Here is a 24,243-nt window from a genome sequence, read left to right as displayed (position 1 = left end):
AGGAGCGCTCAAAGGTGCGACTGTGGGAGAGGTTACGCAATAGGTTTAGTGATTGGAATCAGATAAAGAAAGCCGGAGAGAGAATCTTCTTTTCCGGCTCTTTGGCATGGCAACCATCAGAACGATTACTTATTCAGCAGCATGAAGTTATTGATAAAACCCTCTTTCTGTATAAAGATCGGGGTTTGCATTTTCGATGTGAAATCATAATAATATACGCCTCGTCCGTCCTCCTCATTTTTCTCAGAGGCGCTACCCAAATAATAGACACCCCTGCCGTCAGAGGACATATAAACAAATTGGCGGGATAAAAAGGGCAACTTTATTTTGGTGCGTTTACCTGTTGCAATCTCAATCAGACTATACTCTGGATTGCTACCATTAATGAAACGAGTGGTTATAAGGAGCAGCTTATCATTACTGCTGGACATTGATGATACTTCTTCATTTTTCAGTGTAATAACAGAACGCTCTTGCTTAGTGACGCTATTGATTTCTGTAACCTTGTTGTCCGGTGGGACCATAATGTCCTGTGTTCGGTTTGAGATTTCTCTTTGTTCATCTTGCTCCTTAGCTGAATAATGTGAACTGTAAATTGCTTTTTTGGCTGGATTATAGGTTATAGACCAAGTTTGTTCATCATGGTTTTTATCTTGGTTTTCATCATGCATAAATTTCATGGCATGCGTTGTTTTATTGTAGAAAATAGTTTTAAGTATACGCTCTCCTTTTTTGACCGCAACCAGAACGAGGGGCCCATCTGGAGTAGTTGGTACGATACGATTGATGGCAAACAAATTATCGGTAAGTTGTTCGGTTTTTTTGGTATTCAAGTCATACGAAAATAATTGGTCTCCCTTATCACCAACATCGGCAGAGTAATAAATTTTGTGATCAGGTAAGGACACCACAGAAAGCGGGTATTGAGAAGTGTACGGAACATCAGCCAGCTTGGTCAATTTTTTACTGTTTAAGTCGTATGTCATAACTCGCATAACCATGCCTTGATCTTCGTTCTTCCCATTCACATATTCTGTATAAGTCATGGATAGATATTGGCCTTTTTTGGCCGACGCTACTTTTTCATTCGATTGGCTTTTTTGGGTTACAGATGATTCTGCTGGTGGGGTAGAAGAGGGAGAGCAGGATGACAATAAAGCTGGAACGAGGAGGGTAAGTATAAAGAATCTAAAGAATTTGTAGCTGTTTGTTCTCAAAACGAAGCATCCTTTCTGAAATAAGTGATGAATCAAACTGAATATGATAACAAAAAGGGAAAGGATAGGATCACGCGTCCTATCCTTTTTTGGTATAAAAATGATTAAAAATCATAGGAATATCTTGCTGAAAATGAGACGAACGAATGCCATTCTAAACCTAGATCCTCTACACCCGTTTTCCAAATATCAATGACTGCATCTGGAAGACTCCCATTATCAGCTTTATAAAAATTAGCTACGATATCATTATCATAATTCCTTACTCGAATTTTTGTCCCAAACTCAGGATTATCAATGGCTCCTTTTGTTGCACAGTCACCTCTTTGGAGTCTATTGGAATTTTCCCCATACGTGTCTGTGAAGTTGGTTCCTCTCCCTGTGCCTCGAACATAGCCATCAGATGTTCCGCGAATTTTAATTTCATTATCATGTGCTCCATATGTATAAGTCCCAGGTGATTTGCGTGTGCCGCGTGGTAATGCTTGAAGTGAAACATTATTAGTAATCGCATTGTCTTTTTGTTCAGGCAAGATAATATCTTTGATAAAAACTTCGCCGTCATAAATTACTTTTAAACCTGGCTGAGGGTCAGGGTTATCAATATGATATACCGGCAGTGATTTGGTTGCTTCTTCGATCTCTTTATCCTGTTGTTTTTCTTTTTCTAGCTCAACCTGTTGTTCAGCAGTAAGTGGGGCGATAGCAGCATTAGATTTTTGCTGTTCAGGTACCGTAGTTCCTTTTTCCAATACAACCATGTTATTGTTCTCATCATATTGGATGATTGTACCCGCTAACATTTGGTCAGGGATTTTTCCCCCTTTCTCAGCAATGGGAGATTGCTGGACTGACGACTCCCCAAGAGATGAGTAACGATGCAGCTAGAAAAGCTTGTGGGAGAAATTTTACTTTCATACAAAGTACCTCCTTGAAAAATTTGTAAATACAAAACCAGCGTAAAGGAATCTACTAATATTGTCAACCTTTTTATGGTATTTATGAATATATTTAATATTTTTTTAGATGGGTATAGGCTGCGGAGAGTGTTCTTTACGTCATTTCATGCCACCGATTATGCCGAAGTTCTTTAATAAAATGCAAAAGAAATGAAGGTTATTGACAACTGTTAAATTATGGACAACAATAGAATGCAATAATATAAAAGTTTTGGAATTTCTGTATGAAAGGTGGATATGACATGAAGCATACACCTACGATTCGAGCAGAATTAGACAGATACCTACAACAAGAGGGTTTGAGCTTAGCGCAATTTGGACAACTTGCAGGCATGAATAGGGGAATAATAAGTGCTATTGTGACGGGGAATAAGTCTATGTCTGTTAACCAGCTTGACTTAATCACTGAGGCTATGGATTTACCAGAGGGTCACTTTTATGATCTATTTATAGAAAACTACATCATCGACCATCCTCCGAATATGAGGCGAATCGAGCCCTTTTTGTTTCGCTGTGCGGAGTTGGACAAGTTGGATGCAATCCGTCGAGTGGTGGGAGCCATCATGGATAATCTGCTGTATTCACCCAAGCTATTTGAAATTGCAGAAAGATTGTTGGCGCAGGGACGACATGAGGCTGCACTACTGCTCTATGCAGGTGTGGCTGAAGCGGAGAGATATCAACATTCTGAACGTTTGGCAGTCTGCCAATACCGTATATTCACCATTCAAATCGGAGACGATCAAAGCCGAAATGTTAGGGTAGCAGCCGTTTTTGAGGCTTTTGTCGAACGCCTAGATGAAATAGATCAGCTTGATGCATTGAAGGATTTAGCTAACGTGTACAGGTCTTTGCGTAAATGGGACAAGGTAGACGAAATGGCAAGGCAAATGAGAGCTAAAGCTGAAATCCAATATTCGTTTGTCCATAACGAGAAACACAAAGTTGGAACGCCAGAAAAGAAAACAAGAGGACCATTATTTGGATACATTGCTTATGCTGACCTGTTATGTGCTAGTGTTTGTGAAGCCCGGGGCGATTACCAGCAAGCTCTACAATATACATACGCCTATGCGGATTTAGAATGGGTTAAAGAGGATGACGAGGATACTAAGCACTGGATAAACTTGTTCAGTCAGTGGGCAGAAGGTAATACTTACGTATATAAGCTTTTATCTGGAGATATAAATGTGCTGCATGATTATGTTGAATATATTGTAGCGACATCAGAGACTAACGAAAACGAAAAGATTACAAAACTGCTTAATGTTATAATTGCCGCAAACCAATATAGCATAGATGTAGACGATATACTCAAACGATTTGAAACTCTTATTGGGACTTTTTCACAACAACCATCATCAGATGATATGTATACCCGACAAGTGATACCGGATTATATCGCGTGGTTTGGTTACGAGTTAGGTTTTTATTATTTACATCGAGGAAAGTACATTGATGGCTTTAAATACTTGATGAATGCAATGGTAAAGTCACATATAATAAATAATGAAACTTACTTTATAAACTGTATGGGGTTGTTTGTTCGTTTTCAAGCCCATGCGGTTCCTGAAACTAAAGCTGAGTATTTCAATCTTATTGAAAGGGTGTGGGAAAACAATGTTCAAAAAAATGGTGCTTCTAATCATTGCGGCTAGCTTTTTGTTGATTGTTACTGTGCCGGATCAAGCCTTTAACCACCACCATAGTATTCAGCCTAATGTTACCATTGGAGGATTTTAAAGCTAAAGCTCTACCAACCTTATAGTTGGTAGGGCTTTCTTTAGTGCAGGAATTACCACACATACGGCAGAATAACTATCTGAGGTGATCAGCATGAACCATACATATAAAATGTTAAAGTCGGATATAGAACTATTTACAAGCTGCATAAAGACAGTAAGAGTATATGTAGTACAGTCGTTGGGTGGGGATTTGATAGATATTGTGGATTACGGTGGAGTAGTGGAGAAGATTACACCAGAGTCGATCAAGATTAACGGATCTTACTTCTTTCGTAGGTAGTTTGAATTTAGAGTAGAAGTGAAAGAACCTATCAGATTGTAGACGGTGTCCCTTAAAGGTAGACCATATCAAAAAATAGGAGGGAAAATGATGAAGAAAAGAATATTTCTGTTCTTGATTTTATCTTTATCTATAGCAACTACGATAGGTGCAGCTTCAGCTTCACCCAGTAAAACTAGTGGAAACAACATAATTTCTCAAAGATCGGGCGGAAGCGCAACTGTAAAAGAAGCCTTTAGTGTTCCTAAAGGATGGGGGCATGTTAAACTTTGTATGAAGAATCACTCTGATCATCCAGTAAGAGTAAGTTTAACTCACAGCGGTTCAAACAAACTATATATTGAAGCATTAGTAATCGCTCCTCATGATACAGTGACTTGGAAATCTACTGACCAAGGTTTTAGCGACGGTTTGCGTTCTGGAGACTACATACTTCAGTGGAGAGGCAGCGATTATAAAGTTGACGGAGAAACATGGGGAGTAGCTGATTCACAGCCTGGAAACCTCTAAATTCCCTAGGAATACAACTTGTCTTCTAGGAAGGTTAACTATGTGTTTGTTCAAGTCAGCAAGTGAATTAATCCCCTTAATTGGTCGGGAGAGCTTTTTTCGTTGATTAATTTGAATTTAGAGTAGATGTGAAAAAGGACTCTGCTGGTATGTATGAACTGTGACCCGTAAGATGGACACTTTGAAAAAAGTGACCCACTTACGGGTCACAGTTCATTTAGCCGATAGAGTCCTTTTCTTTTTTATGTGAGTCGGATGTATATGAAGCCACTTAGTAATTTCTGTACATTAATTAGAATTGTCTTGCGCTTATATTGAGGTCCATTTGGGAACCGTCCTGGGTGTAAATGTATACACTATATGAATTTTTACTTTGAGAATAAATTTGCAAGGTCTTTTGACTACCAGGTGAAACTGAAGTGTCTATAGAGGTGCTAGAACCTAATTTCTTAATCTCTACATAAACTGTTGAACTTCCATTATTTTTAACGAACACATTGGCGTCTTCTCCATTCTCAGGGATCATGGTGAAGGTTTTCTCAAATGCTCCTTTTCCAGTGTGATGTATCGGATTAATCAATTGAACATCAAAAGGAATAATAACATGCCCGTCCTGATTCTCAGTGTTTTCAACCACTTTAATGAAACCATTATCAGTTTGATTTGCTGAAATTGAATCCTGCGCAAAAGCAGCAGGGCTTAGTGACAGAAGCAATGATGCGGCGATACCAAAACTCATTAATCTTTTCAAATTAAATCTCTTCTTTCTATAATTTAACTACAAAAATAATTATATATAATCTGTATATCTGTGTACATAGTTACTAAGTACCATAAAATTTAGTTGTTATGAGAATTGATAAAAGGCAGTCTTATTTGCGATATATAATAGAAAGCTCTGCTAACTTAATTGGTCGGCAGCGCTTTTTTTCTTGACTAGTTTGAATTTAGAGTAGAGGTAAAGGATTCAACTGGGGAACTGGTGTAAGACCTGTTTCATACCCAATAAAAAATAAATATGCAAATATTTAGATTATATTTATAAATCAGCAAGTTTATGTTTAGACATGTTTTGAGGAATATATTACCTTAGTATCTGTTCATTAAATTACTAGGGGGAAATAATAGTGAAAATACGATTTATCAAAAAAATAGGAGTATTATTCGGGGCTTTTTTACTTGCAACGGTCAGTCTATTAAATTCAAATATTTATGCTGCGTCTGTTGGGGACAGGCTTACAGAACCAGAAGTAGGTTGGAAGAGATTTGATGATACTTATAAGACAATCTTGAGAGAAAATGGAGTGTTTGCTTTCGTACCATCCGATGAGCCAGACCAAGCATATAAAGGGGGATATTATTATAGTAAAGACAAAGGCGCGACAATTTCATTTGCTTTCACTGGCGAAAAGCTTAGAGTTCTAGCCCCAGTCTGGACTTTACAATCTAATAACATTGAAGTGAACATTGACGGTGTGAAAATAATGAATTATTCAGCGTATGGCTCACCAGTAAAACATCGAGTTATTTTGTTTGAAAAACTAAATTTAGACAAAGGTAAGCATATTGTTAAATTGACAAATAATCAAGCAGGTAAGGAATTTGAAGTTGATGCTATAGATATAGCAGAAGACGGAGAATTATTACCTATCAATGCTCCATTCAATTTAGATGCTTCTGCAGGCGACAGTAAAGTTACTTTAAAATGGGATCAAATCGAGAATGCAGAAAGCTATACAGTAAAATACGGAACAGAATCCGGCAAATATACTGAAACCGCAACAGCAACAAAAGATGCCTATGGAAACTTCATCATTCCAGATCTGACCAACGGAACAAAATACTACTTTGTTGTGAGTGCTAAAGTAAATGGTGTGGATTCAGAATACTCCAATGAAGCTTCAGCAGCTCCCCAAGGTGGAGGCGGTCAAACTGATCCTGAGCAACCAACAGGAAACCGCGCAATTCTGGTAGTCACCATGACAACTGGTCTAGAGAAAGAATTCGATCTAAGCATGAAAGAGGTAAATGACTTTATCGCTTGGTACGAAGGTAAGCAGGCTGGTTCTGGATCGGCTTCATATGCCATTAATAAGCACGATAACAATAAAGGCCCGTTCAGTAGCCGTAAGGACTACATGCTGTATGATCGTATCCTAACATTTGAAGTAAGTGAATATTCTAAATAAATTTAAAAGCTCTGCTAACCTTTATTGGTCGGCAGAGCATTTCTCATTAATCAGTTTGATTTGTAGATGATGTAAAGAAGGGATTACTGGTGAAAGCGAGAGTATTCTAATATCCAATAAAAAATAAATATGAAAATATTTAGATTATATTTATAGATAAGCAAGTTTATGTTTAGACAATATGAGAGTGTTAATCTATCTTTATGGATATAGAAGAAATTCATAGGGGGCTAATAATCATGTCAAAGAAATTTATGGCTACGGTTTTAACTTTTTTACTAGTTAGCATTATGGTACTACCGTCAGCTACACATGCAGCAACATTAAACACAGTTGAAGGAATGTTGGGATTCTCACCTCCAGAAGGAACTACTGTAAAAGGCAGCAGTATTTATAGCAACTATGTAGAGGAAAATTCAATAGATGGAGACATCGGAACGTTTTGGAATGCAGGTACATACAAAGGAAATATTGAACTGAATTTTCCTAGCGCTATTGAATTTAATTTTGTTCATATAACCACTGCGGCACTGCCCGTAAGGACGGTTTCATACACCATTTATGGACTAGAAGGTGGGAAGTGGGTACAAATAAGCGAAAACACAACTCATTCTCTGAAAGCTACATACACAACAGCACCCCCTATTAAGGTGAAGCAAGGTGCATATAATGGTATAAGAATTGAAGCAGATGGTGGTTCATCTTGGTTAGCATTTAACGAGATCACTTTGGGAACGTTTGAAACCATAGATCTTACAGGTCAGCCACAGAATTCATCTGCTAAGTTGAACTGGAATGCAATTAAAGAAGCTACAAACTACAAAATTAATTATGGAACTCAACCCAATAAATATTCTGACTCAATCTCTGTAGAAAAAGATACAGAAGGTAACCTTGTCGTTCCAAATTTGACGAACGGGACGACTTACTACTTTCAAGTAGTAGCTATTTTTAATGGAGTTGAGACGGTTATATCCAATGAAGTGGCTGTTACACCAAATGAGGCTGGTACAACAAATCCTGATGAACCATCGACTGGTGAGCCTTCTAATCCTCAATCACCATCAGGTAACCGTGCAATCCTGGTAGTCACTATGACTACCGGTTTGGAAAAGGAATTTGATCTGAGCATGAAAGAGGTTAATGACTTTATCTCATGGTACGAAAGCAAGCAGGCTGGATCTGGATCTGCTTCGCATGCAATCAATAAGCACGACAACAACAAAGGTCCATTCAGCAGTCGCAAGGATTACATGCTGTTTGATCGTATCCTAACGTTTGAAGTGAGTGAATACTAAATATGCAAATTAGATTATATTTATAGATCAGCAAATTTATGTTTAGAAACAATCACTAGATTAAATTATTTTTATTCTATTAAGCATATTGGAGGATTACCTTAATGAAAAAAGCATGTATAACAATTTTATTTTTAGTTCTTTTATCCCTTCCCCTATCGAATGCTTTTGCGGCCGAGACGGAGTATTCAGAAAATTTAATTCCAAATATGACATCTAACACTTTGCCATCTGGTGTGGCAAGCGCAAGTAATGAATTTTCATCCGCAAATAGAGCTTTCGACGGAGATTTTGCTACTATTTCTAGTGCATGGGGTTCAAATGTAAATACAGCATGGTTAAGATATGATTTTCCTACTCCTGTGGTTATAAGTCAGTATGTTATATATCCACAGACAACGGCAACTGACCGTGCCCCTAAAGATTGGACTTTCGAAGGCTCAAATGATGGGGTTACTTGGAATGTGCTAGACACTCAGTCAAATATCACTGGATGGGTAGATAGCACTCCCAAAAAATTCACTTTCTCTAACCCTAATTCATACAAAAATTATAGAATTAATATTACAGGCAATAATGGAAGTCAGTATCTAGCTCTTAGCGAATTAGAGATGATGTCTAAAGTATCGAGTTCCACTCCTAATCCAGGAACAGAGGACCCGGACCAAACTTCAAACGGGGATCGTGCTATTCTAGTAGTCACCATGACAACTGGCTTGGAGAAAGAATTCGATCTGAGCATGAAAGAGGTAAATGACTTTATCGCTTGGTACGAAGGTAAGCAGGCTGGTTCTGGATCGGCTTCATATGCCATTAATAAGCACGATAACAATAAAGGCCCGTTCAGTAGCCGTAAGGACTACATGCTGTATGATCGTATCCTAACATTTGAAGTAAGTGAATATTCTAAATAAATTTAAAAGCTCTGCTAACCTTAATTGGTCGGTAGAGCTTTTAACTGTTCACGCCTCTTATAGTGTATCAAGGTATTCTTTCTGGAATTTGATAAAATCTTGCACACTATCGTGATAGGTAAATCTACCGCCATTTTTATCAATAATCCAGTTGATCTTCTCGTCATTTAACAAGACTCCATACATGCAGTGATGAAGCAGTTCAATTTGCTTTTCATCCCTAATTCGGATCAAGTATTTTTCTTGTTCGTCAATGAGATACCATTTCGTTTCTGCTTCATCCACATCCGCATCCACATACAGTATTGATACCGACAAGGGGAATGGCCAGTCAAACCAATGTTCTCGCTTGTCTTCTCCATAACCTTCAAATGCCATGGTTATTTCCTCCTACTTGGATAATTTCCTGATTAGTTTAAATGTATCAACGTGCTGTGATTGTACGCTTTATTGATAACTGTTTTTTTGGAACTCGCAGTTAGCCTTTAGCATCTTGGCACCAATGCGGTGAATGACTTGCCGTTTGAGGTTGGCACGAACTGCGATGCGTCTGTTTAGACTGGGGTAATAGGGGGGACGAACTTTATTGTAAATCCCTCATTTGCTCAATTTGTAAAGGCAATGCTGGTTCAAGGGAGAATTTTCGGTAGCCCCTTTTGGCAATGGACGACGTAGGCTTTTAGGAATACACACATTAAATTTACTGCTGTTCTTGTCTTATCCTACTGGCTCAGGAATATCGCCCCCATAATCTTTCCATGGCTTCACGTGCACCATCGTAAACTTCTGCAAAAGTTTAGGGTAACTTTGGTAACGTCTATTCCGTAATTGTTGCATAATAGTTGTGTCCGCTTTCGTCGTTCATTGTTTTGATCTGTATAGATACAGAAACGCCGGGTAACAAAGAAGTTAAATGCTTTGTTACCTGATATCGAACGCTACTACCAATACCCTACAATTATTCTGCTGAGCGAAGACGGATACGCTCTATATTGTAATCATAGAGGGCTGGGATGGTGCCAAATGATCATTACATTTCCTCGTCTGGAAATAGGCATTATACGGTATTAAACCTCCAATGATCTGAAGTTTATTTTTCTGTACTCAGAATATAATTTGTCCATAACACATCAGGAGGCTGCATACATGTCATGTCAATAAGACTCGAAGGTAATGGATTAGGGGAAAGCAGCCGCATCATACCGGAATATAAGGAAGCGTATCTAAAACTCATGAACGACAGTTAACGGCGCGGCAAGCCAGAATTGGATAATCAGAAAGTGCAGCTAATCAAGCAAGCGCTAATAAATTCCTACAACTCACGTACGGCTGCCACACGGTGAAGGTGATTTTAGCTGGGTTAAGTTGGAGAATATTATTTCTGCAGTACATAAAAGGCCCTAGGTAACCGGGGCTTTTTTTACGTCCTTTAGCACGTTGAAAATATGTTTACTATTTAATGTTTTTCATATATATTAATATTTGGAAATTAGATTTTTTTACAAATTTTTCCTAAAAAAACTAGATTGAATTAACAGAGGAGATTATTACAATGAGCATTTCATTAAGAATAGAACGCAAGTCCGGTGGTGAACCAATCGAGTTTGTAAATGGTGAGATCATTGGCTTTACTTATAATAATAATAGTTCCATAAAACTTTCAGCTAAGTCTCCAAACTTGGCTCATTCGCTACATATTCAAAGCAAAATTCCGCTTCATTCGCTTCCTTCAGTTATAGACAATGCGGATAATTCCAACATGCTGTATACATGGGCAACCACAGAATATAAACCTGATAGTGAGGATTACTATCGCAAATGTAATGTCCAAATCGTTAGAAATGAAAATACAATCCGAGATATTACGTTTACACACGCTTATGTAGATAAGTATCAAGAACAGATTGATACTAGCAAAGAGATCCTTAAGTTTGAACTTGTTTTAAAACAAAAAGAAGATCAATTGGGAAAAATAAGAATATGTTAGTGTATGCAGGAAATCATACTTTTCCGTTTGAAAATCCGATGGTAGAAATAGAAAAGACTTGGGTGCGAGGCGTAGAGAAGGTAAAAGATTCAACAGATACTGTAATATATTATCCTGATCGTAAAGCATTTGCATTAGTAGCTGTTCCTATAGCTCGAAAGAAGTACGGGGACATCACAGCCAATTTACTTCAACATTCACTTGACTACAAACCAGGAAATTTACACTTTAACGGGTGGTCGTATGAGGCACAGCAAATTAAAAAATCTAAAGAGCACATCGCAATAGTTAATGAAGAAGTCAAAAAAGCTAACGCTAATAAAGTTAAAAGTTTTTCATATAATGGTTCTAAGGGATTAGAAAGTGATAAAGATTTATATAATGCTTTTCATAATATGTATTATGAAATAAGTGGAAATTACATCGACGGAGAATGGAGAATTAATACAAAATATTATGATATATATAATTTCGAGTATAATTTTAAACAAATGTTTACTGGGCACAACAAACTCGGTTGGGCTGCGGCCAATCTAACAAATTTAATGGAATCATGGGGAACGATCAATGAGTATACATCTTATGTTACAGTAACTGATACAAGAAAAGCCTGGAAGTGAGGTGTGAATTGCAAATGAAGCGTAGATATATCTTTATTTTGATCTTGCTCTCTCTACTAGTTATAACTACTACTATAATTTTTTTAGTGAATTTGGGGGATAATACGAAGTATAAATACCCATCAGGCAAAGATACCGTAGAATATTTTGGTGACGGGACTTTTCAAATTTATAGAGGGGGGCCGCACGACCCATTAATTCTTTATAATCATCTTGCTGATCCGCTGGAAAATACTGTTGATAATATTGTGTCATATAAGATAAAAAAAATATCGTATACGTGGTTGGTGAAAATAGCTTCATTAAATTGGATTCAAGTACCAACACGTACGAGCAAAAGAAACGGATTTCCGACTTTACTTCCAAAGATAGAGAGATATTCAATAAATTAATGGAAAAGTAGAGGATACCATAAGCAAATATGGTGGCAAGGGGGTTCTAGCTTGTTCACAAGTCCTATATGCACACAAGAAGAACTTTATCAAAAGTTATACAAGCCAAAATGTTGACTCTTAATATTAGAGATTTACCTAATATATTTTGTCGACTTCATAATTTTGATCAATTGCGTTTTGAAGATGACACTGAGGTTGGTTTCTGCAATTTCAGTTCTAAACTCTCGTAGAATTTTATTTCAACGGCAGCCTTGGAAGAGGAAATATAATCCTAGACTGCCGTAGCTTCATTAAAATTAACATTCATCGTTAGCTTGCTCAGGAAACGAACTTTAGAGCTGCATCAATATATATTTTTAACTAGCTAGTTTCAGCCCCACAGCAGAGCTAAGGACCAACCCTATACACAAAATGCGCATTAAACCGCGGGGCTCACTATAAAAGATCATGCCGAGGATAGCGCCTCCAGAAGCGCCAATTCCAGTCCATACAGCGTAAGCTGTTCCCATCGGGAGTGTTTGCATTGCCAACGATAAAAATATAAAACTTAGGCCAAAACCAGTAATCAAAAGAGTCAGCGATTTCCAACCGCTAATGAACGAGCCGCCTTGATCATCAAATAAAAGCTGATGTAAATTGCAATTACTGTACCACTCCATTCCAAAAAACTATCCGCATGCTTTAACCCACTGACCCAAGCAACCTCGAATATAGCCGCCACAATGACTGAAAACCACGTTTTGTTCATAACACGCTCCTCCTTAAACTTCTTATTAAAAATTGGGCAAAAAAGAAAAAGATAAAAGCCCGGAAAATAAACCGCACAATGCGGTTATCTCCCAGGCTTTTATCCCTCCGTGTCACAGCCACTTGGCTGTGCGTTTTCTCTTGGACCAGACCAATCTTGCGATTGCGGAACCCTAGAAAACGTTTTTATTCAGTTATTGGCTAAAATCATACTAACACGCGATGTAACGTGAGTCAATTTACACTCCACCACTAACCTGCCAGTTACTTTAACGCCGATGCTTAGTCAACAACTGCATTTTCACTGGATTCGCCTGGTTGGGTGTATTTTCTATTTAACTGAATGCCGGGTCACGGAGTCGTAGCTATACATATATTAAGGTGAAAACAATTAAAGGAGGGCTACAGCTATGAGTGGATGTGCAGGCGTGTGGACTTCTACAGCGGCAATTTTGGTGCTTTATATCCTTTTGGTTATCATCCTTAAATCGTGTTGGGTTTAATTTTGTGAAGAAAATTGTATAGTGCTCCATCAACAAGTTCAATACCCTTATTTCTTTGGTAATCTGTCCGAAATCAGATTAGATAACAAGCTCTGCCGACCGATTAAGGTTAGTAGAGCTTGTTTTATTTGAGCATTTTCTTGATTAGCTTTAATAACTCAGAAGCGCTATGATCCACTTTCATGCATCAATGGTATTTTTATCAATGGTGCCTGTTTCTGTGGTGTTTTTTAATTACCAGCATGCCCTATCACAGAATATATTCTTACATATATTAAAGTGACGACAGATAAAGGAGGTTAAAAGGCATGGGTGCATATGAAGGTAATGGCGGCGGCGGTGTATGGACTTCTACAGCGGCAATTTTAGTGCTCTTTATTCTCTTAGTTATCATCACTAAATCACTTTGGGTTTAATTTGTGAAAAGAACTGTTGGATAATATCACTTCACTCATGGATTGTAAAAGGTTGATTCCAGTAAGCGCATAAGCTATTTGGCAATAGCCACAGCATTCGCTGTTCTTTTGGTGGGTGCTTGCTGAATTTCTGCCATAATAGTTTTGCGCTTATTGGGTTTCGTCGGAAAGGGGAACGTCTCATTGAAGGGTTTATTAGCCTATACCGAATGCCTTTTCTTCAAGATCTTCTATAATTTCTAACGCAACAAAATATCCAAAAAATAATGTTAAAATATCCTCATATCGTTTTCCTGATCCTCTTGCGCTACTCAATATTATGTTTTGACTTTCTTGTATTTCTCTTTTATGGAGTGATAGAGAAACCACAGATGAATCAGAAGCGATCAGATCCACCATTAGAGTTGACAACTTTTTCTGAAACTCTTCAATTGGAAAGTCATTATTTTCTTTTGAGTACAGTTGCATAGGTTCAAGTGGATCTTTAAATGTAATCGGGTATTGAGTATTGAAGACACCTTCATTAGCTATTTTGTCAGCAATTAATTTACCGAAAACGATACCCGCTGCAAATGCTTGCCCGGGGATTCTTCCCATACCAAGATCACCATTAAATTGAGCTTCTCCAGTAGCAAAAACACGATTCAAGTTTATAACTTCAGCATTAGCATTGATTTCGATTCCTCCTGAAGAATAGTGCATTGTTGGTGTGATTTTGATTCTTTTATTTTTAACCACCTTAGTGCTAAACCCATATTTTTTAAATCTTTCATTCAATATATTTTCATCAGCATGGCTCATATCCAAGTACATATCCTTTTTTTGCTTGATGCAATCTAGTTCAAAATGTAAAATCTCGTCAATCATTTCGTGGTAATCATCTCGAGCAATAGCATCACAAATATACTCATCTTTTAATAGTTGAATTCCTTTCTCATCTACTATTTTCCCTTGACTTAAAGATACAACTCCGCCCAATAAAATTTGTCTTCCATTATATATTGACCAAGGATGAGACATTACAGTAGACATTCCCTTTAATCTTGCACCTATTTTTTTAGCTAGGATAAGCGTTTCTCCAGTCGAACCCGGTGAATTATCATTGTAATTAAATTGTCCCGCATATCCTCCTGTAGCTAATACCAAATAATTAGTATATATCCTGATAAATTGATCTAATTGTATGTCATAAAATAATGCTATAATTCCATCATTATACTTTTCCAAATTAATCAAAATTTTATTACATAGCGGTTGTTCAATATGTTGTAACAAACAATTAATTAATTTTTTTCCTCCCTGTGATTTAATCAAACATTCAGGCATGATACCAAAAGATGTTTTCTCATAAGAGATTCCTAATTCCTCGAAAAAATTTATAACCATGTTGGAGTTTCTATATAGCGTTTCAATAACCGTTCGATCTGCTCCACATTTATTAATCGTAAGATTAATAATATTGTTAATATCATTCTCCGATGGAACACGTGTATTTGCGGCTGCAAGAAAGGAGTTGCTTTGTTTGGGCGCACTCTTTTTTGTTGTAATGGTATACTTGATATTGTTTTTCGATAAATAATAAGCGACAGCAAGCCCCGAGATACCCGTACCGACAATCAAAATTGGAGTGTAGTGTTCTACGAATGTTACATTTCGTTCCATCATTCTATCTCCCTTTTTAAGATGCAGATATGATCTTCGGCTGAATCTCACAGTCCGTTTTCCACTTAGATATAGATATACAGTAGTATATGGAGCCGTGATATCTAACTAATCTCCTTACGTTAAATTGAATACGAGCACATTTGCAAAAGGAGAGGCAAAAAAGAGCCATTATACCCATATTTAAGAAAATATTCCTTCTCTTTAAAATGTGTTTATTACCGATGAAGAATGGAATCAAAGTAAAATATTTTTCCTAATTGTACAAATTTATTACTTATTTTGTCAATGTTATCTTAGAAGTAAATAACTCGACTTTGAGGCTTGAATATTCAAACCAATCAATCTTTGATGGCACTAGCGAATCTTTTTCTGTTAATTAATTATAGGGAGGTGTCTTTTGATAAGAGGATTGGCTTTCTAGGAGTGGAAAGCTTCTAAATTTTCAAAAGGGCATATTATATTACCGGGAAGCCGCTTCGAAATATATTTCAGAACATATCTTAGAACATAAGAATATAGAAGGAACAGCTATCAAAAATAGGGGAGCTGCTTTGTGATTTTATTACTGCTTCTATTTTTAAAATATGAAAGGGAGGGAATATTGTGCCACGAGCTTCGGTCATACTGCCAGTTTACAATAATGCGGCTTTTGTCTTGGAAGCAATACACAGTATTTTAGCTCAAACTTATTCGGATTTTGAATTAATTGTTATTGATGATGGTTCGACAGATGGATCTACCTTTCTTATTTCACAAATATCAGACCCTAGAGTGATAAAAATCTTCCATAATACCAATCGAGGGTTAATCGCTTCTTTAAACGAAGGATTAAAAAGGGCCAATGGTGAATATATCGCTCGTATGGATAGCGATGATATTTCTACGCCAGATCGACTAGCTATTCAAATCGCATTTATGGATCAAAATCCATTGATTGATGTATGCGGTGCTGCTTTTACTTCATCTAGTGGAGGATCAATAAAGGTAAATCCGGCCAGTCATGACGAAATAAAAACATGGTTGCTATTTCATTGTTGTATCTGCCATCCGGCTATAATCATGCGCAATAGCATGATCCGTCGGCTTGGCATTCAATATGATAGTAATTATCCCCATGCCGAAGACTACGAATTGTGGAACCGACTAGCTTTCCAAGTACAAATGGCGAACCTCCCCATAAACGTATTGTATTATCGTCAACATAATGGACAAGTGTCCAATCAGCACAAAGCTATACAAGATGCTACTGCTCGGAGAATTCGTCAAAGACAGTTTAGTAAGTTGGGCTTGGAATTATCAGATGAAGAGAACCAGATTATGCTGGATATTCTTGAGTTTAAAATTAATCCCTACGATTATGGTAGCTACACCAGAGCTTTAGGTTTTGCCAACTGGGTGCTGGACCAAAACAATAAGTATTTAGTTTATAACCAGGAACTATTAAACATGGCGTTTTCACGGTGCATATCCCATATTCCTTATTGACAGAGAGCTAAGCAAGTGATCCGATTGGATCGGAGATACTCTAGTGGCACAAGCTTGTAATGCTTTTACAAAAAGATGATTAGGCTCAGCCGGTTTAGCTGGTTGAGCCTTTGTTTTGTTTGTCTGTATGCCCTGTCACAAAACGTATCTATACATATATTAGAAGTACAACAATTAAAGGAGGTTAAAACCATGGGTGCATGTGAAGGTGGCTACGGTATGTGGACTTCTACAGCGGCAATTTTGGTGCTTTTTATCCTCTTGGTTATAATTACTAAAGCATTTTGGATTTAATTTTGTGAAAAATTATAATGTAACACACTTCACTTTTTTTAAGATGGTAAAAGTTGAACCCAATGGCGCATAGGTTATTTGGCAGTAACCATAGTATTCTCCCTTTTGGTTAACTAAGTTTTTACAGCCTATTTGGGGAACCCTGCCATAATAGGTTGTTGCGCTTATTGGGTTCTACTGTCAGTGATCAGCATAAACCTTACTTACCGAAGTTTTTTTATTTCATTTTATGTTAAAAATGAAATCTCACATTATTCGAATAATATATTGACATATGGTCAATTTTAGAGAAAAATAGATAACAATAATATAAAAATTTTGGAATTTTTATGTGAAGGGTGGATATGACATGAAGCATACACCTACGATTCGGGCGGAATTAGATAGATACCTAAAACAAGAGGGTCTGAACCTAACGCAATTCGGGCATATCGCAGGCATTAATAGGGGGATAGTAAGTGGCATTGTAACAGGAAATAGTTCTATGTCTGTTAACCAAATTGATAGAATCACTGAGGCTATGGGTTTACCAGAAGGCTATTTTTACGACTTATATGTAGAAAACTATATTATCGACATTCCCCCTAATATGAGGCGAATCGAACCATTTTTGTATCGCTGTGCAGAGTTGGACAAGTTGGATGCGATCCGTCGAGTGGTGGGAGCTATCATGGACAATCTACTCTACTCACCCAAGCTATTTGACATTGCAGAAGAATTGTTAGCGCAGGGACGATATGATGCTGCACTATTGCTCTATGAAAGTGTAGCAGAAGTGGAAAAATATCAACATTCTGAACGCTTGGCCATCTGTCAATATCGTATTTTCACGATTCAGATTGATGACGATCAAAGCCGCAATCTTAGGGCAGCCATACTTTTCGAGCCTTATGTCGAGCGCCTAGATGAAATAGAACAACTTGATGCATTGAAGGACTTAGCTAATGTGTACAGGTCTTTGCGTAAATGGGATAAGGTTGAGGAAATGGCGATAAAAATGAGAGCTAAAGCGGAAATCCAATACACTTTGAAACATCAACAGAACAGCCGAGAACGCACTGAATCTACTAAGAAGCTAACTCGCCCTATGTTTGTGTATATTACCTATGCTGACCTGTTGTGTGCAAGTGCCTGTGAAGCCCGAGGCGACTATCAACAAGCTTTACAATATACATACGCCTACACAGACTTGGATTGGGTCAAAGAGACTGATGAAGATACCCAATACTGGATTAGCTTGTTTCAGCATTGGGCGGAAGGTAACACTTATGTTAATAAACTTATGTCCGGAGATACTAGTGTGCTGCTAGACTATGTTGAATATATAGGAACAACCTCCAATGAAAGTGAGAAGCTCTCAAAGTTGTTGAACATTATAATAGTAGCTAACCGATACAATTTGGATGTAGATGGTGTACTTACAAGGTTTAAAATAGACATTGATGCCTCTACTCAACTCCCGACATCTACTGATATGTACACCCAACAAGTGGTACCTGACTATATTGCATTGTTTTGTTATGAAATGGCCTATTATAATTTAAATAGGAAGAAGTACAGTGATGGTTTTAAACAATTATTATGTGCAATGGTAAAAGCACATATACTAAACAATGAAACATACTTTATAAACTGTACGGGTCTCTTTGCACATTTCCAAGCATATGCGTCTTTAGAGATCAAAGAAGAGTATTTCAAACTATTAGAAAAGGTGTGGTTAGACAATGTTGAAAAAAATGACACTATTAATCGTTGCGAGTAGCTTTTTATTTTTTCCCGTCCTGACGCAACATATTCAGATCCTTGTACAAATTGGAGGTGCTTAAGCACAAAGCTCTGCTAACCTTATGGTTGGTAGAGCTTTTTGGTTAAAGGAATTGTTACACTATGCCCCGAATGAGTCACTGAGTGTTCAGTTTTAAAGTATACATATAAATATTTTGATGGCACAAAGTTATGACAAATTGTATCTTCCCATGAAATGAGGTTGTTTAATGATTTTTGATCTAAGAGGGTCTGAATCTATGACACCGCAGGTGGGCATCTTTTATTCAATGGTGGAGGGTAATTACAACCGATTAAAATCCATCGTTCAAGATATGCAGCAAAGCGCTCTTAGCGGATTATAATTTTGTGATTAATTTATTGGAATCTGGCACATATCTGATCATAGCCGATATCACCAAGCAAATATAAATTAACTTCGGAAATGGTATAGCCAACAACAATAATTTCTCTATTGAGAGTAACTCCAATCGTTGATTAACGGTCTCTATTTCTTTCGTAAGCAGCCGGAGAGTTTTTTATCTACAACAAGTTTCCCCTTACTTCGACACACTTAGAATAGTAGATTTATTATGTAATCATACCATATTCTGAGAGGGGATACTCAATGAAGAAGTTCAAACCGATGTTCCTAGTCATGATTGCTGCTTTTTTAATGTTTGCTACAAGCGTTTCAGCTTCCAGCTACGTAACCACAACTAAGTGGAAAAACGAAACCTACGCTCAAAGTGACATTATTCATACAAATGGTGGAAAAGTTAGATTACGTGGTGGTTATACTGGTCCAGGTAAAGCTACAATAATGTTTATGTACTCTGTTGACGGCACATCTAGGTATGGCCCAATAGGTACATATAGTTTTGATACTTTTATGAGTGGGAGATCATTTACTGATTATGTCGACGTACCTAGTGGGGGGTATTTCTACGTAGTTATTACTGGTGATGAAACTGCAGAAGCATACGGGAGAATAGATGACAAAAAATAAATTACTATAGAGGAATATAATATTTTGTATGAAATGACAAGAGTGACACAAGGCATATCGCAATTACAGTAAGCTTGGGTCGTGACCCAAAGGATCGTGTTACGTCGCCTGAAGTGTAAATAGATACTATATGGAACTCTGAGCCTCAGATTAAACTGAGGCTTATTTTTTATGTACTAAAAAAGATAACTCTTGTAAGGAAGAAGGTCAGGAAACTTTTTCTTCTTTTTTGATTGTGTTAGAAAGGAAATGAATACTTGGTGTATGACAATGGCTAAAAAACTGGCTAGCAGTAGGGAGACCAAAGATCGAACCAGATCGACAGACAAAAGGTTATTTGTTCCGTTCGATATTATGCTGAGTAAGGGGAGTCACCAACCCGGCCCAATGCGAACGCTGACCAATTTACGAACTTATCAGAGTCACCGATAACGTGTGGGCTATCAACGTTATATTGCCGTCTTATTCCTTCATCAATCAGTTCTTATGAAAGGAATCCCTTCTGTTCCAGCAAATCCTCTGTGGCCTTCCACAGTTTTTGCTGCATCTTGGGATCTTCTCCAGGTGAGACCGGATCAATAGGTTTCCCGGTTCCGACGTTAAAGTATCCACCTGTTTTTTTATGATATTCCGGCTCTACAATCAATCGGGTGATGATATCTGCTCCTCTTCGCGGATCTCCAAGACGAAGAAACTTCAACAATCGTTCTAATAGAGGGGCAAACCAAAGTTCTCGTCCCAATCCGGTAACATTGAATCCTGGATTTAGTGCATTTACACTGATTCCTGTATCCGACCATCGTCTTGCCAGTTCAGCAGTGAACATAATATTCAATAATTTGGTTTTTCCATAAATGGGCGATGAGCCACGAGCGGTAAAGGCAGTTGTATCCGTTAAATCCTCGGGGAGCTTCAAAACTCCATGACGGCGTGAAGCTTCGGAGGCAACATTGACAACTCTAGCCTTGTCTACGTTCTGCAGGCACGGTTTTAGTGTATGTGTTAACAGCCACGGCGATAAATAATTTATGGCAATCATTTCAGGAAACCCCTCGGGAGTGATACGTTGCTCAAAAGCATGGATACCCGCATTGTTTAACAGCACATCAATTTTAGGGTACGCGGCGGATATCTCACCCCCGACCCGTTTAACATCCTTCAATACCGATAAATCTCCATAAAAAAAGTCAACCTTCGCTGATGGGCTAAACACCTCAATCTGTTTTCTTGTAGCTTCAGCACGTTCCTTACTCCTGGCAGTCAAAACAAGGTCAAAGCAGCCGCGTCTTCCCAATTCAATTGCGACTAGCTGTCCAAGACCACTGGTGGCACCTGTTATGACAATAGTAGTATTTTTAGGCATCGTCATTTCTCCTTCATGTGTTACAATTTTATTGGAGTTCCAATCCGGCGATTTAGCGCCTTTGATTGACATATGTCCACTATAATAATTTGGTTGATATATGTCAATCAAATTCGATTTATTATGGGTTTTTGATCGAGAGAAAGGTGATTGAGGATGAAATATAATGAAGTCAAAAATGGACCAAGGGAAAAATTGGAGATTGAGTTGGGCGAGCAGCTTAACGCACTTATCAGTGCTTCACACGCCTTGAATGTCAGAGCTGCTGCCAAATTTGACTCCTCCTTACAACCTGCGGCCTTCCACATTGTTCGTTGGCTGTATTCTTATGGACCAACTAATGCCGCCACTTTAGCAGAATCAACTGCGATGGATCGAAGTTCAGTAAGTCGTCTTGTCAAACAGCTCCAGTCTTTGGGGTATTTGAACAGAGAGGCCTCCCAAAGTGATGGACGGGGAATAGTATTATCTCTTACCGAGCATGGACAACAACAATTAATTGATGCGCTAAAGGAAAAGGAGTCCGTTTTTTATGAACGAATTTTGAACTGGAAAGATACAGAGCTTCATGATTTCATCCAAATGCTCAGGCAATTTAATGGACTCAATTGACACGGAACGCAACCTTAAGAAGTGACCCGAATGTAAAGACTTGCAAACAATATCGTCACTTTCCAAAGAATGTATTGAGCTAATGGAGAACGTTAGCTCAATATGACTGTAAAAATATATTTAGCAAAAAAAAGCCAAATATATTGTCTGTTTCATTAAACTGTTTTACCAGTTAACTTAATGGTATTGCACAGAACCAATTTAAGATACGAGCCAGTAGCAAGTGTTACCCATGACACCTATACAAACTCTTTTAATCAAGAATTAGTTTCATCTCAATTAGTAATTTATAAAGATGACACAGCATATACAGATGTAGCTATTGTCGGGAAAAGAGTGAAATTTTCGATTAGTGGTTTAGAAAACCCATTTAACGCTAATTATTATAATCGATTAGTCTGGACTAGTACTGATGAAGAACCAAATATAAAAAATATACTGACAGTAAAAGTTGCGCCAAAAACAGGGTCGCTTTACAGTTCCAGCAACTATGAAAACCTTTCACTGATAAAACAAAAAATCAACTCTGACTCACCAGTATATGGATGGATTCAATTAGAATCCAAAGAGTGGGCTAAAGCAGGATCAGCTATAATCAAATATTAGAAAATTCCTAATGTGTAGTGTAAGTGAATATTCTAAATAAGCGAAATCCCCACCCGACCAGCTAAGGTAGTGGGGATTTCTCAAAAAAAAAAGACTCCATCAAATATTGACAGAGTCTTTTAGAGAAATTGTAATTGTTGAAAGTGATGTTCTTAAGAAGGGAAAAGTGTTTCGGAATCTGGAGAACCGCCATCGCCAAGCCAACGGTTAGGGCCTGCAAATGAAAAAGTTTTCCCGTTTCCAGTAATTTTTATATTAGCGATTTTCCAACCTGGTTTATGTCCAGATCCATCAGTTCTGATCGTAATTTTTCTGATGTCACCAAGGTTGCTGGTGCTAATTCTTGTTGTATCCGAATCTCCTTGTTCAAAACTTCCATTGAGTGTAGCGGTAGCGTAATCTCCATTTGAACCATACAAAGTAATAGAGATATTAGAATCAGTTCCAGCATCTTTAAGTTTGACTGTATTTACAGTCACCTTTCTAGTATTTGTATTTAATGTTATACATGTGTAATGGGTTTGTACATAGTTCATTGGTTGTGAAGAATATTGCTTTACTTGACTTTTTTTTGTTGGATTTTATCTGTATATGTCAGATATTCTTATTTTTAATTAATTTCAGAATGATATGTTCATAAAAAGTTCACTTACATGAAAATTTTGTTGCAGCTAAAATAATCACATCAAAAATGAAAGGTTGAATTTAATGCCAACAACTAAAAAGGAAAGCTTTTACTTTGGGGTTATTATGTGTTTTGGAATGGTCATTATTATGACCTTCTATAATCTTTTGATTAACGGATTGATTGGAAAAATTAGCTTGATTACCATTGCTGTTGAATTTCTAATTGGATTTATTATAGCGCTCGTATTAGATCTATATATCGTGGGTCCTATAGCCAAAAAAGTTGCTTTGAGTCTACCTTTTGATAAATCCAAAAAAATATTTTTAGTTATCACGATTTCAACATGTATGGTGTTCGGAATGGCCTGTTCTATGTCTTTTTACGGTTTATTAACTTCAATTCTTAGCCATGCTATTAGCGATCATTCATTATTTGAAGCATATTTAGAAATTTTTATAAAGAACTTTGTTGTGGCCTATCCATTACAATTATTGGTTATGGGTCCAGCTGTTCGAGCCTTGTTTATAAAATTTATAAAGAAAAGCGGGCAAGCAGGACCAAAGCTGATATAAGTTTGAAGAAGCTATAACTGGCGGGATTGGTAGTTTGGTGATCATTTAACACAAAAAAAGCAGGAAGAATTCTTCCTGCTTTTTGCTTGAAAATAATTATTAACGTCTGCGTTGTCCATCATTCACGCTAAACAGATTGACAGCCAGTGCGTTACCTCTTGCACGCGCAGTGGCTCTTTGGTTGGAACGGATGTTTAATCTTCTTCTTCTCAATTCACGGTTGCTGTGTCTTCTGCTCATAATATCACCTCCCTTCAAAGAAATGAAGGTACGGTTAAATCTTAATGATGTTTATGCTTACGCTTGGAAATTTTGATATTTAATGCGTTAGTTGCGAGTGCATTTCCGCTTCCTGTTTTAGCAGCTGCGGCTTGAAAGACTTTAACGACCAGATATCTGTTTTTCCCGATGCGATGCTTATACGTTTTAACTCTATTTCTGATCATCTGCATAACTCCTTTACTT

30 protein-coding genes and 1 riboswitch are annotated in these 24,243 nt (G+C 37.5%); of the genes, 19 read left to right on the top strand and 11 right to left on the bottom strand.

Features of this window, described 5'->3' with window-relative positions; all coding sequences use genetic code 11:
• Positions 1 to 125: 125 nt before the first annotated feature.
• Together OIU26_RS00395 and OIU26_RS00390 are read right to left on the bottom strand one after the other, a co-directional pair.
• Positions 126 to 1,217, bottom strand: coding sequence for a hypothetical protein (locus OIU26_RS00395; protein ID WP_264215634.1), 1,092 nt, complete (start codon positions 1,215 to 1,217; stop codon positions 126 to 128).
• A 104-nt stretch (positions 1,218 to 1,321) separates the two neighbouring features.
• On the bottom strand, positions 1,322 to 1,978 hold the full coding sequence (locus OIU26_RS00390) for a hypothetical protein (RefSeq protein WP_264215633.1): 657 nt from the start codon (positions 1,976 to 1,978) through the stop codon (positions 1,322 to 1,324).
• A 440-nt stretch (positions 1,979 to 2,418) separates the two neighbouring features.
• Between OIU26_RS00390 and OIU26_RS00385 the strand changes: the two genes are divergently transcribed.
• From OIU26_RS00385 to OIU26_RS00375, 3 genes are all read left to right on the top strand, one after another.
• A complete protein-coding gene (locus OIU26_RS00385; protein ID WP_264215632.1) occupies positions 2,419 to 3,834 on the top strand; it encodes a helix-turn-helix domain-containing protein in 1,416 nt (471 codons plus the stop codon).
• A 196-nt stretch (positions 3,835 to 4,030) separates the two neighbouring features.
• Positions 4,031 to 4,201: a hypothetical protein gene (locus OIU26_RS00380; protein WP_436449007.1), complete on the top strand. Its 171-nt coding sequence runs from the start codon at positions 4,031 to 4,033 to the stop codon at positions 4,199 to 4,201.
• An 87-nt stretch (positions 4,202 to 4,288) separates the two neighbouring features.
• Positions 4,289 to 4,711, top strand: a complete 423-nt coding sequence (locus OIU26_RS00375; protein ID WP_043885989.1) for a hypothetical protein — start codon at positions 4,289 to 4,291, stop codon at positions 4,709 to 4,711.
• Between the two features lie 292 nt (positions 4,712 to 5,003).
• Here OIU26_RS00375 and OIU26_RS00370 read toward each other — a convergent pair whose 3' ends face one another.
• On the bottom strand, positions 5,004 to 5,450 hold the full coding sequence (locus OIU26_RS00370; protein ID WP_264215630.1) for a hypothetical protein: 447 nt from the start codon (positions 5,448 to 5,450) through the stop codon (positions 5,004 to 5,006).
• Between the two features lie 388 nt (positions 5,451 to 5,838).
• Here OIU26_RS00370 and OIU26_RS00365 point away from each other — a divergent pair, with 388 nt between their 5' ends.
• The 3 genes from OIU26_RS00365 (at position 5,839) to OIU26_RS00355 (ending at position 9,112) form a co-directional block, all read left to right on the top strand.
• Positions 5,839 to 6,900 carry a fibronectin type III domain-containing protein gene (locus OIU26_RS00365; RefSeq protein WP_264215629.1) on the top strand — a complete coding sequence of 354 codons (1,062 nt, stop codon included), beginning with the start codon at positions 5,839 to 5,841 and terminating at the stop codon, positions 6,898 to 6,900.
• 239 nt (positions 6,901 to 7,139) lie between these two features.
• Positions 7,140 to 8,198: a fibronectin type III domain-containing protein gene (locus tag OIU26_RS00360; RefSeq protein WP_264215628.1), complete on the top strand. Its 1,059-nt coding sequence runs from the start codon at positions 7,140 to 7,142 to the stop codon at positions 8,196 to 8,198.
• Between the two features lie 104 nt (positions 8,199 to 8,302).
• Positions 8,303 to 9,112, top strand: coding sequence for a discoidin domain-containing protein (locus OIU26_RS00355; RefSeq protein ID WP_264215627.1), 810 nt, complete (start codon positions 8,303 to 8,305; stop codon positions 9,110 to 9,112).
• 57 nt (positions 9,113 to 9,169) lie between these two features.
• Here OIU26_RS00355 and OIU26_RS00350 read toward each other — a convergent pair whose 3' ends face one another.
• The gene (locus tag OIU26_RS00350; protein ID WP_264215626.1) at positions 9,170 to 9,490 is read right to left on the bottom strand and encodes a hypothetical protein; all 321 of its coding nucleotides are present in this window, start codon (positions 9,488 to 9,490) and stop codon (positions 9,170 to 9,172) included.
• A gap of 1,174 nt (positions 9,491 to 10,664) precedes the next feature.
• Between OIU26_RS00350 and OIU26_RS00345 the strand changes: the two genes are divergently transcribed.
• A complete protein-coding gene (locus OIU26_RS00345; RefSeq protein WP_264215625.1) occupies positions 10,665 to 11,099 on the top strand; it encodes a hypothetical protein in 435 nt (144 codons plus the stop codon).
• Positions 11,093 to 11,719: a hypothetical protein gene (locus OIU26_RS00340; RefSeq protein ID WP_264215624.1), complete on the top strand. Its 627-nt coding sequence runs from the start codon at positions 11,093 to 11,095 to the stop codon at positions 11,717 to 11,719. The genes OIU26_RS00345 and OIU26_RS00340 overlap by 7 nt, the downstream gene beginning before the upstream one ends.
• Before the next feature lie 751 nt (positions 11,720 to 12,470).
• Here OIU26_RS00340 and OIU26_RS00335 read toward each other — a convergent pair.
• The gene (locus OIU26_RS00335) at positions 12,471 to 12,710 is read right to left on the bottom strand and encodes an SMR family transporter (RefSeq protein WP_264216243.1); all 240 of its coding nucleotides are present in this window, start codon (positions 12,708 to 12,710) and stop codon (positions 12,471 to 12,473) included.
• A complete protein-coding gene (locus tag OIU26_RS00330) occupies positions 12,689 to 12,862 on the bottom strand; it encodes a DMT family transporter (RefSeq protein WP_436449006.1) in 174 nt (57 codons plus the stop codon). Before OIU26_RS00330 ends, OIU26_RS00335 begins: the two co-directional genes overlap by 22 nt.
• 86 nt (positions 12,863 to 12,948) lie before the next feature.
• Positions 12,949 to 13,049: riboswitch (guanidine-I (ykkC/yxkD leader) on the bottom strand.
• A 222-nt stretch (positions 13,050 to 13,271) separates the two neighbouring features.
• On the opposite strand from OIU26_RS00330, the gene OIU26_RS00325 reads away from it, so the two are divergent.
• Complete coding sequence (locus OIU26_RS00325) at positions 13,272 to 13,364, top strand: YjcZ family sporulation protein (protein WP_225683653.1); 93 nt, start codon at positions 13,272 to 13,274, stop codon at positions 13,362 to 13,364.
• A gap of 308 nt (positions 13,365 to 13,672) precedes the next feature.
• Entirely contained in the window at positions 13,673 to 13,780 is a 108-nt protein-coding gene (locus OIU26_RS00320; RefSeq protein ID WP_016821960.1) for a hypothetical protein, read from the top strand.
• 195 nt (positions 13,781 to 13,975) lie between these two features.
• Here OIU26_RS00320 and OIU26_RS00315 read toward each other — a convergent pair whose 3' ends face one another.
• On the bottom strand, positions 13,976 to 15,445 hold the full coding sequence (locus OIU26_RS00315; protein ID WP_264215623.1) for an FAD-binding protein: 1,470 nt from the start codon (positions 15,443 to 15,445) through the stop codon (positions 13,976 to 13,978).
• Between the two features lie 603 nt (positions 15,446 to 16,048).
• On the opposite strand from OIU26_RS00315, the gene OIU26_RS00310 reads away from it, so the two are divergent.
• The 6 genes from OIU26_RS00310 (at position 16,049) to OIU26_RS00285 (ending at position 20,429) form a co-directional block, all read left to right on the top strand.
• A complete protein-coding gene (locus OIU26_RS00310) occupies positions 16,049 to 16,930 on the top strand; it encodes a glycosyltransferase (protein WP_264215622.1) in 882 nt (293 codons plus the stop codon).
• A 192-nt stretch (positions 16,931 to 17,122) separates the two neighbouring features.
• On the top strand, positions 17,123 to 17,224 hold the full coding sequence (locus OIU26_RS00305) for a YjcZ family sporulation protein (RefSeq protein WP_264215621.1): 102 nt from the start codon (positions 17,123 to 17,125) through the stop codon (positions 17,222 to 17,224).
• A 349-nt stretch (positions 17,225 to 17,573) separates the two neighbouring features.
• The gene (locus OIU26_RS00300; RefSeq protein WP_264215620.1) at positions 17,574 to 18,986 is read left to right on the top strand and encodes a transcriptional regulator; all 1,413 of its coding nucleotides are present in this window, start codon (positions 17,574 to 17,576) and stop codon (positions 18,984 to 18,986) included.
• A 232-nt stretch (positions 18,987 to 19,218) separates the two neighbouring features.
• Positions 19,219 to 19,353 carry a hypothetical protein gene (locus OIU26_RS00295; RefSeq protein ID WP_264215619.1) on the top strand — a complete coding sequence of 45 codons (135 nt, stop codon included), beginning with the start codon at positions 19,219 to 19,221 and terminating at the stop codon, positions 19,351 to 19,353.
• 263 nt (positions 19,354 to 19,616) lie between these two features.
• Positions 19,617 to 19,997 (top strand): hypothetical protein, encoded by a 381-nt coding sequence (locus tag OIU26_RS00290; RefSeq protein ID WP_264215618.1) that lies wholly within the window; start codon positions 19,617 to 19,619, stop codon positions 19,995 to 19,997.
• Between the two features lie 270 nt (positions 19,998 to 20,267).
• Positions 20,268 to 20,429 carry a hypothetical protein gene (locus tag OIU26_RS00285; protein ID WP_264215617.1) on the top strand — a complete coding sequence of 54 codons (162 nt, stop codon included), beginning with the start codon at positions 20,268 to 20,270 and terminating at the stop codon, positions 20,427 to 20,429.
• Between the two features lie 52 nt (positions 20,430 to 20,481).
• On the opposite strand, the gene OIU26_RS00280 is transcribed toward OIU26_RS00285, so the two are convergent.
• Positions 20,482 to 21,360 carry an SDR family NAD(P)-dependent oxidoreductase gene (locus OIU26_RS00280; protein ID WP_264215616.1) on the bottom strand — a complete coding sequence of 293 codons (879 nt, stop codon included), beginning with the start codon at positions 21,358 to 21,360 and terminating at the stop codon, positions 20,482 to 20,484.
• Positions 21,361 to 21,516: 156 nt separating this feature from the next.
• Here OIU26_RS00280 and OIU26_RS00275 point away from each other — a divergent pair, with 156 nt between their 5' ends.
• Both OIU26_RS00275 and OIU26_RS00270 read left to right on the top strand, forming a co-directional pair.
• Positions 21,517 to 21,972: a MarR family winged helix-turn-helix transcriptional regulator gene (locus tag OIU26_RS00275; RefSeq protein WP_137078646.1), complete on the top strand. Its 456-nt coding sequence runs from the start codon at positions 21,517 to 21,519 to the stop codon at positions 21,970 to 21,972.
• 186 nt (positions 21,973 to 22,158) lie between these two features.
• On the top strand, positions 22,159 to 22,578 hold the full coding sequence (locus OIU26_RS00270; protein ID WP_264215615.1) for a hypothetical protein: 420 nt from the start codon (positions 22,159 to 22,161) through the stop codon (positions 22,576 to 22,578).
• Between the two features lie 152 nt (positions 22,579 to 22,730).
• On the opposite strand, the gene OIU26_RS00265 is transcribed toward OIU26_RS00270, so the two are convergent.
• Positions 22,731 to 23,114, bottom strand: a complete 384-nt coding sequence (locus tag OIU26_RS00265; protein WP_264215614.1) for a PLAT/LH2 domain-containing protein — start codon at positions 23,112 to 23,114, stop codon at positions 22,731 to 22,733.
• A 172-nt stretch (positions 23,115 to 23,286) separates the two neighbouring features.
• On the opposite strand from OIU26_RS00265, the gene OIU26_RS00260 reads away from it, so the two are divergent.
• Positions 23,287 to 23,778 carry a DUF2798 domain-containing protein gene (locus tag OIU26_RS00260; protein WP_264215613.1) on the top strand — a complete coding sequence of 164 codons (492 nt, stop codon included), beginning with the start codon at positions 23,287 to 23,289 and terminating at the stop codon, positions 23,776 to 23,778.
• A 99-nt stretch (positions 23,779 to 23,877) separates the two neighbouring features.
• On the opposite strand, the gene OIU26_RS00255 is transcribed toward OIU26_RS00260, so the two are convergent.
• Together OIU26_RS00255 and OIU26_RS00250 are read right to left on the bottom strand one after the other, a co-directional pair.
• Entirely contained in the window at positions 23,878 to 24,018 is a 141-nt protein-coding gene (locus OIU26_RS00255) for a hypothetical protein (RefSeq protein ID WP_013371496.1), read from the bottom strand.
• A 41-nt stretch (positions 24,019 to 24,059) separates the two neighbouring features.
• Complete coding sequence (locus OIU26_RS00250) at positions 24,060 to 24,224, bottom strand: hypothetical protein (protein WP_016821950.1); 165 nt, start codon at positions 24,222 to 24,224, stop codon at positions 24,060 to 24,062.
• Positions 24,225 to 24,243: the final 19 nt, after the last annotated feature.

Source organism: Paenibacillus sp. BT-177, assembly GCF_025846815.2.
GTDB classification, from domain to species: Bacteria; Bacillota; Bacilli; order Paenibacillales; family Paenibacillaceae; genus Paenibacillus; species Paenibacillus polymyxa_C.
Note: the sequence above shows the minus strand (reverse complement) of the source record. Positions and strands in the feature narration are given on the sequence as shown.

Bases quoted from the DNA above. Each gene is read 5' to 3' on its own strand.
- OIU26_RS00390 (WP_264215633.1), bottom strand. From the start codon at position 1,978: ATGGTTGTATTGGAAAAAGGAACTACGGTACCTGAACAGCAAAAATCT.
- OIU26_RS00385 (WP_264215632.1), top strand. From the start codon at position 2,419: ATGAAGCATACACCTACGATTCGAGCAGAATTAGACAGATACCTACAA.
- OIU26_RS00380 (WP_436449007.1), top strand. From the start codon at position 4,031: ATGTTAAAGTCGGATATAGAACTATTTACAAGCTGCATAAAGACAGTA.
- OIU26_RS00375 (WP_043885989.1), top strand. From the start codon at position 4,289: ATGATGAAGAAAAGAATATTTCTGTTCTTGATTTTATCTTTATCTATA.
- OIU26_RS00370 (WP_264215630.1), bottom strand. From the start codon at position 5,450: ATGAGTTTTGGTATCGCCGCATCATTGCTTCTGTCACTAAGCCCTGCT.
- OIU26_RS00360 (WP_264215628.1), top strand. From the start codon at position 7,140: ATGTCAAAGAAATTTATGGCTACGGTTTTAACTTTTTTACTAGTTAGC.
- OIU26_RS00355 (WP_264215627.1), top strand. From the start codon at position 8,303: ATGAAAAAAGCATGTATAACAATTTTATTTTTAGTTCTTTTATCCCTT.
- OIU26_RS00350 (WP_264215626.1), bottom strand. From the start codon at position 9,490: ATGGCATTTGAAGGTTATGGAGAAGACAAGCGAGAACATTGGTTTGAC.
- OIU26_RS00345 (WP_264215625.1), top strand. From the start codon at position 10,665: ATGAGCATTTCATTAAGAATAGAACGCAAGTCCGGTGGTGAACCAATC.
- OIU26_RS00340 (WP_264215624.1), top strand. From the start codon at position 11,093: ATGTTAGTGTATGCAGGAAATCATACTTTTCCGTTTGAAAATCCGATG.
- OIU26_RS00330 (WP_436449006.1), bottom strand. From the start codon at position 12,862: ATGAACAAAACGTGGTTTTCAGTCATTGTGGCGGCTATATTCGAGGTT.
- OIU26_RS00325 (WP_225683653.1), top strand. From the start codon at position 13,272: ATGAGTGGATGTGCAGGCGTGTGGACTTCTACAGCGGCAATTTTGGTG.
- OIU26_RS00320 (WP_016821960.1), top strand. From the start codon at position 13,673: ATGGGTGCATATGAAGGTAATGGCGGCGGCGGTGTATGGACTTCTACA.
- OIU26_RS00315 (WP_264215623.1), bottom strand. From the start codon at position 15,445: ATGATGGAACGAAATGTAACATTCGTAGAACACTACACTCCAATTTTG.
- OIU26_RS00305 (WP_264215621.1), top strand. From the start codon at position 17,123: ATGGGTGCATGTGAAGGTGGCTACGGTATGTGGACTTCTACAGCGGCA.
- OIU26_RS00300 (WP_264215620.1), top strand. From the start codon at position 17,574: ATGAAGCATACACCTACGATTCGGGCGGAATTAGATAGATACCTAAAA.
- OIU26_RS00295 (WP_264215619.1), top strand. From the start codon at position 19,219: ATGATTTTTGATCTAAGAGGGTCTGAATCTATGACACCGCAGGTGGGC.
- OIU26_RS00290 (WP_264215618.1), top strand. From the start codon at position 19,617: ATGAAGAAGTTCAAACCGATGTTCCTAGTCATGATTGCTGCTTTTTTA.
- OIU26_RS00285 (WP_264215617.1), top strand. From the start codon at position 20,268: ATGGCTAAAAAACTGGCTAGCAGTAGGGAGACCAAAGATCGAACCAGA.
- OIU26_RS00280 (WP_264215616.1), bottom strand. From the start codon at position 21,360: ATGCCTAAAAATACTACTATTGTCATAACAGGTGCCACCAGTGGTCTT.
- OIU26_RS00275 (WP_137078646.1), top strand. From the start codon at position 21,517: ATGAAATATAATGAAGTCAAAAATGGACCAAGGGAAAAATTGGAGATT.
- OIU26_RS00265 (WP_264215614.1), bottom strand. From the start codon at position 23,114: ATGAACTATGTACAAACCCATTACACATGTATAACATTAAATACAAAT.
- OIU26_RS00260 (WP_264215613.1), top strand. From the start codon at position 23,287: ATGCCAACAACTAAAAAGGAAAGCTTTTACTTTGGGGTTATTATGTGT.
- OIU26_RS00255 (WP_013371496.1), bottom strand. From the start codon at position 24,018: ATGAGCAGAAGACACAGCAACCGTGAATTGAGAAGAAGAAGATTAAAC.
- OIU26_RS00250 (WP_016821950.1), bottom strand. From the start codon at position 24,224: ATGATCAGAAATAGAGTTAAAACGTATAAGCATCGCATCGGGAAAAAC.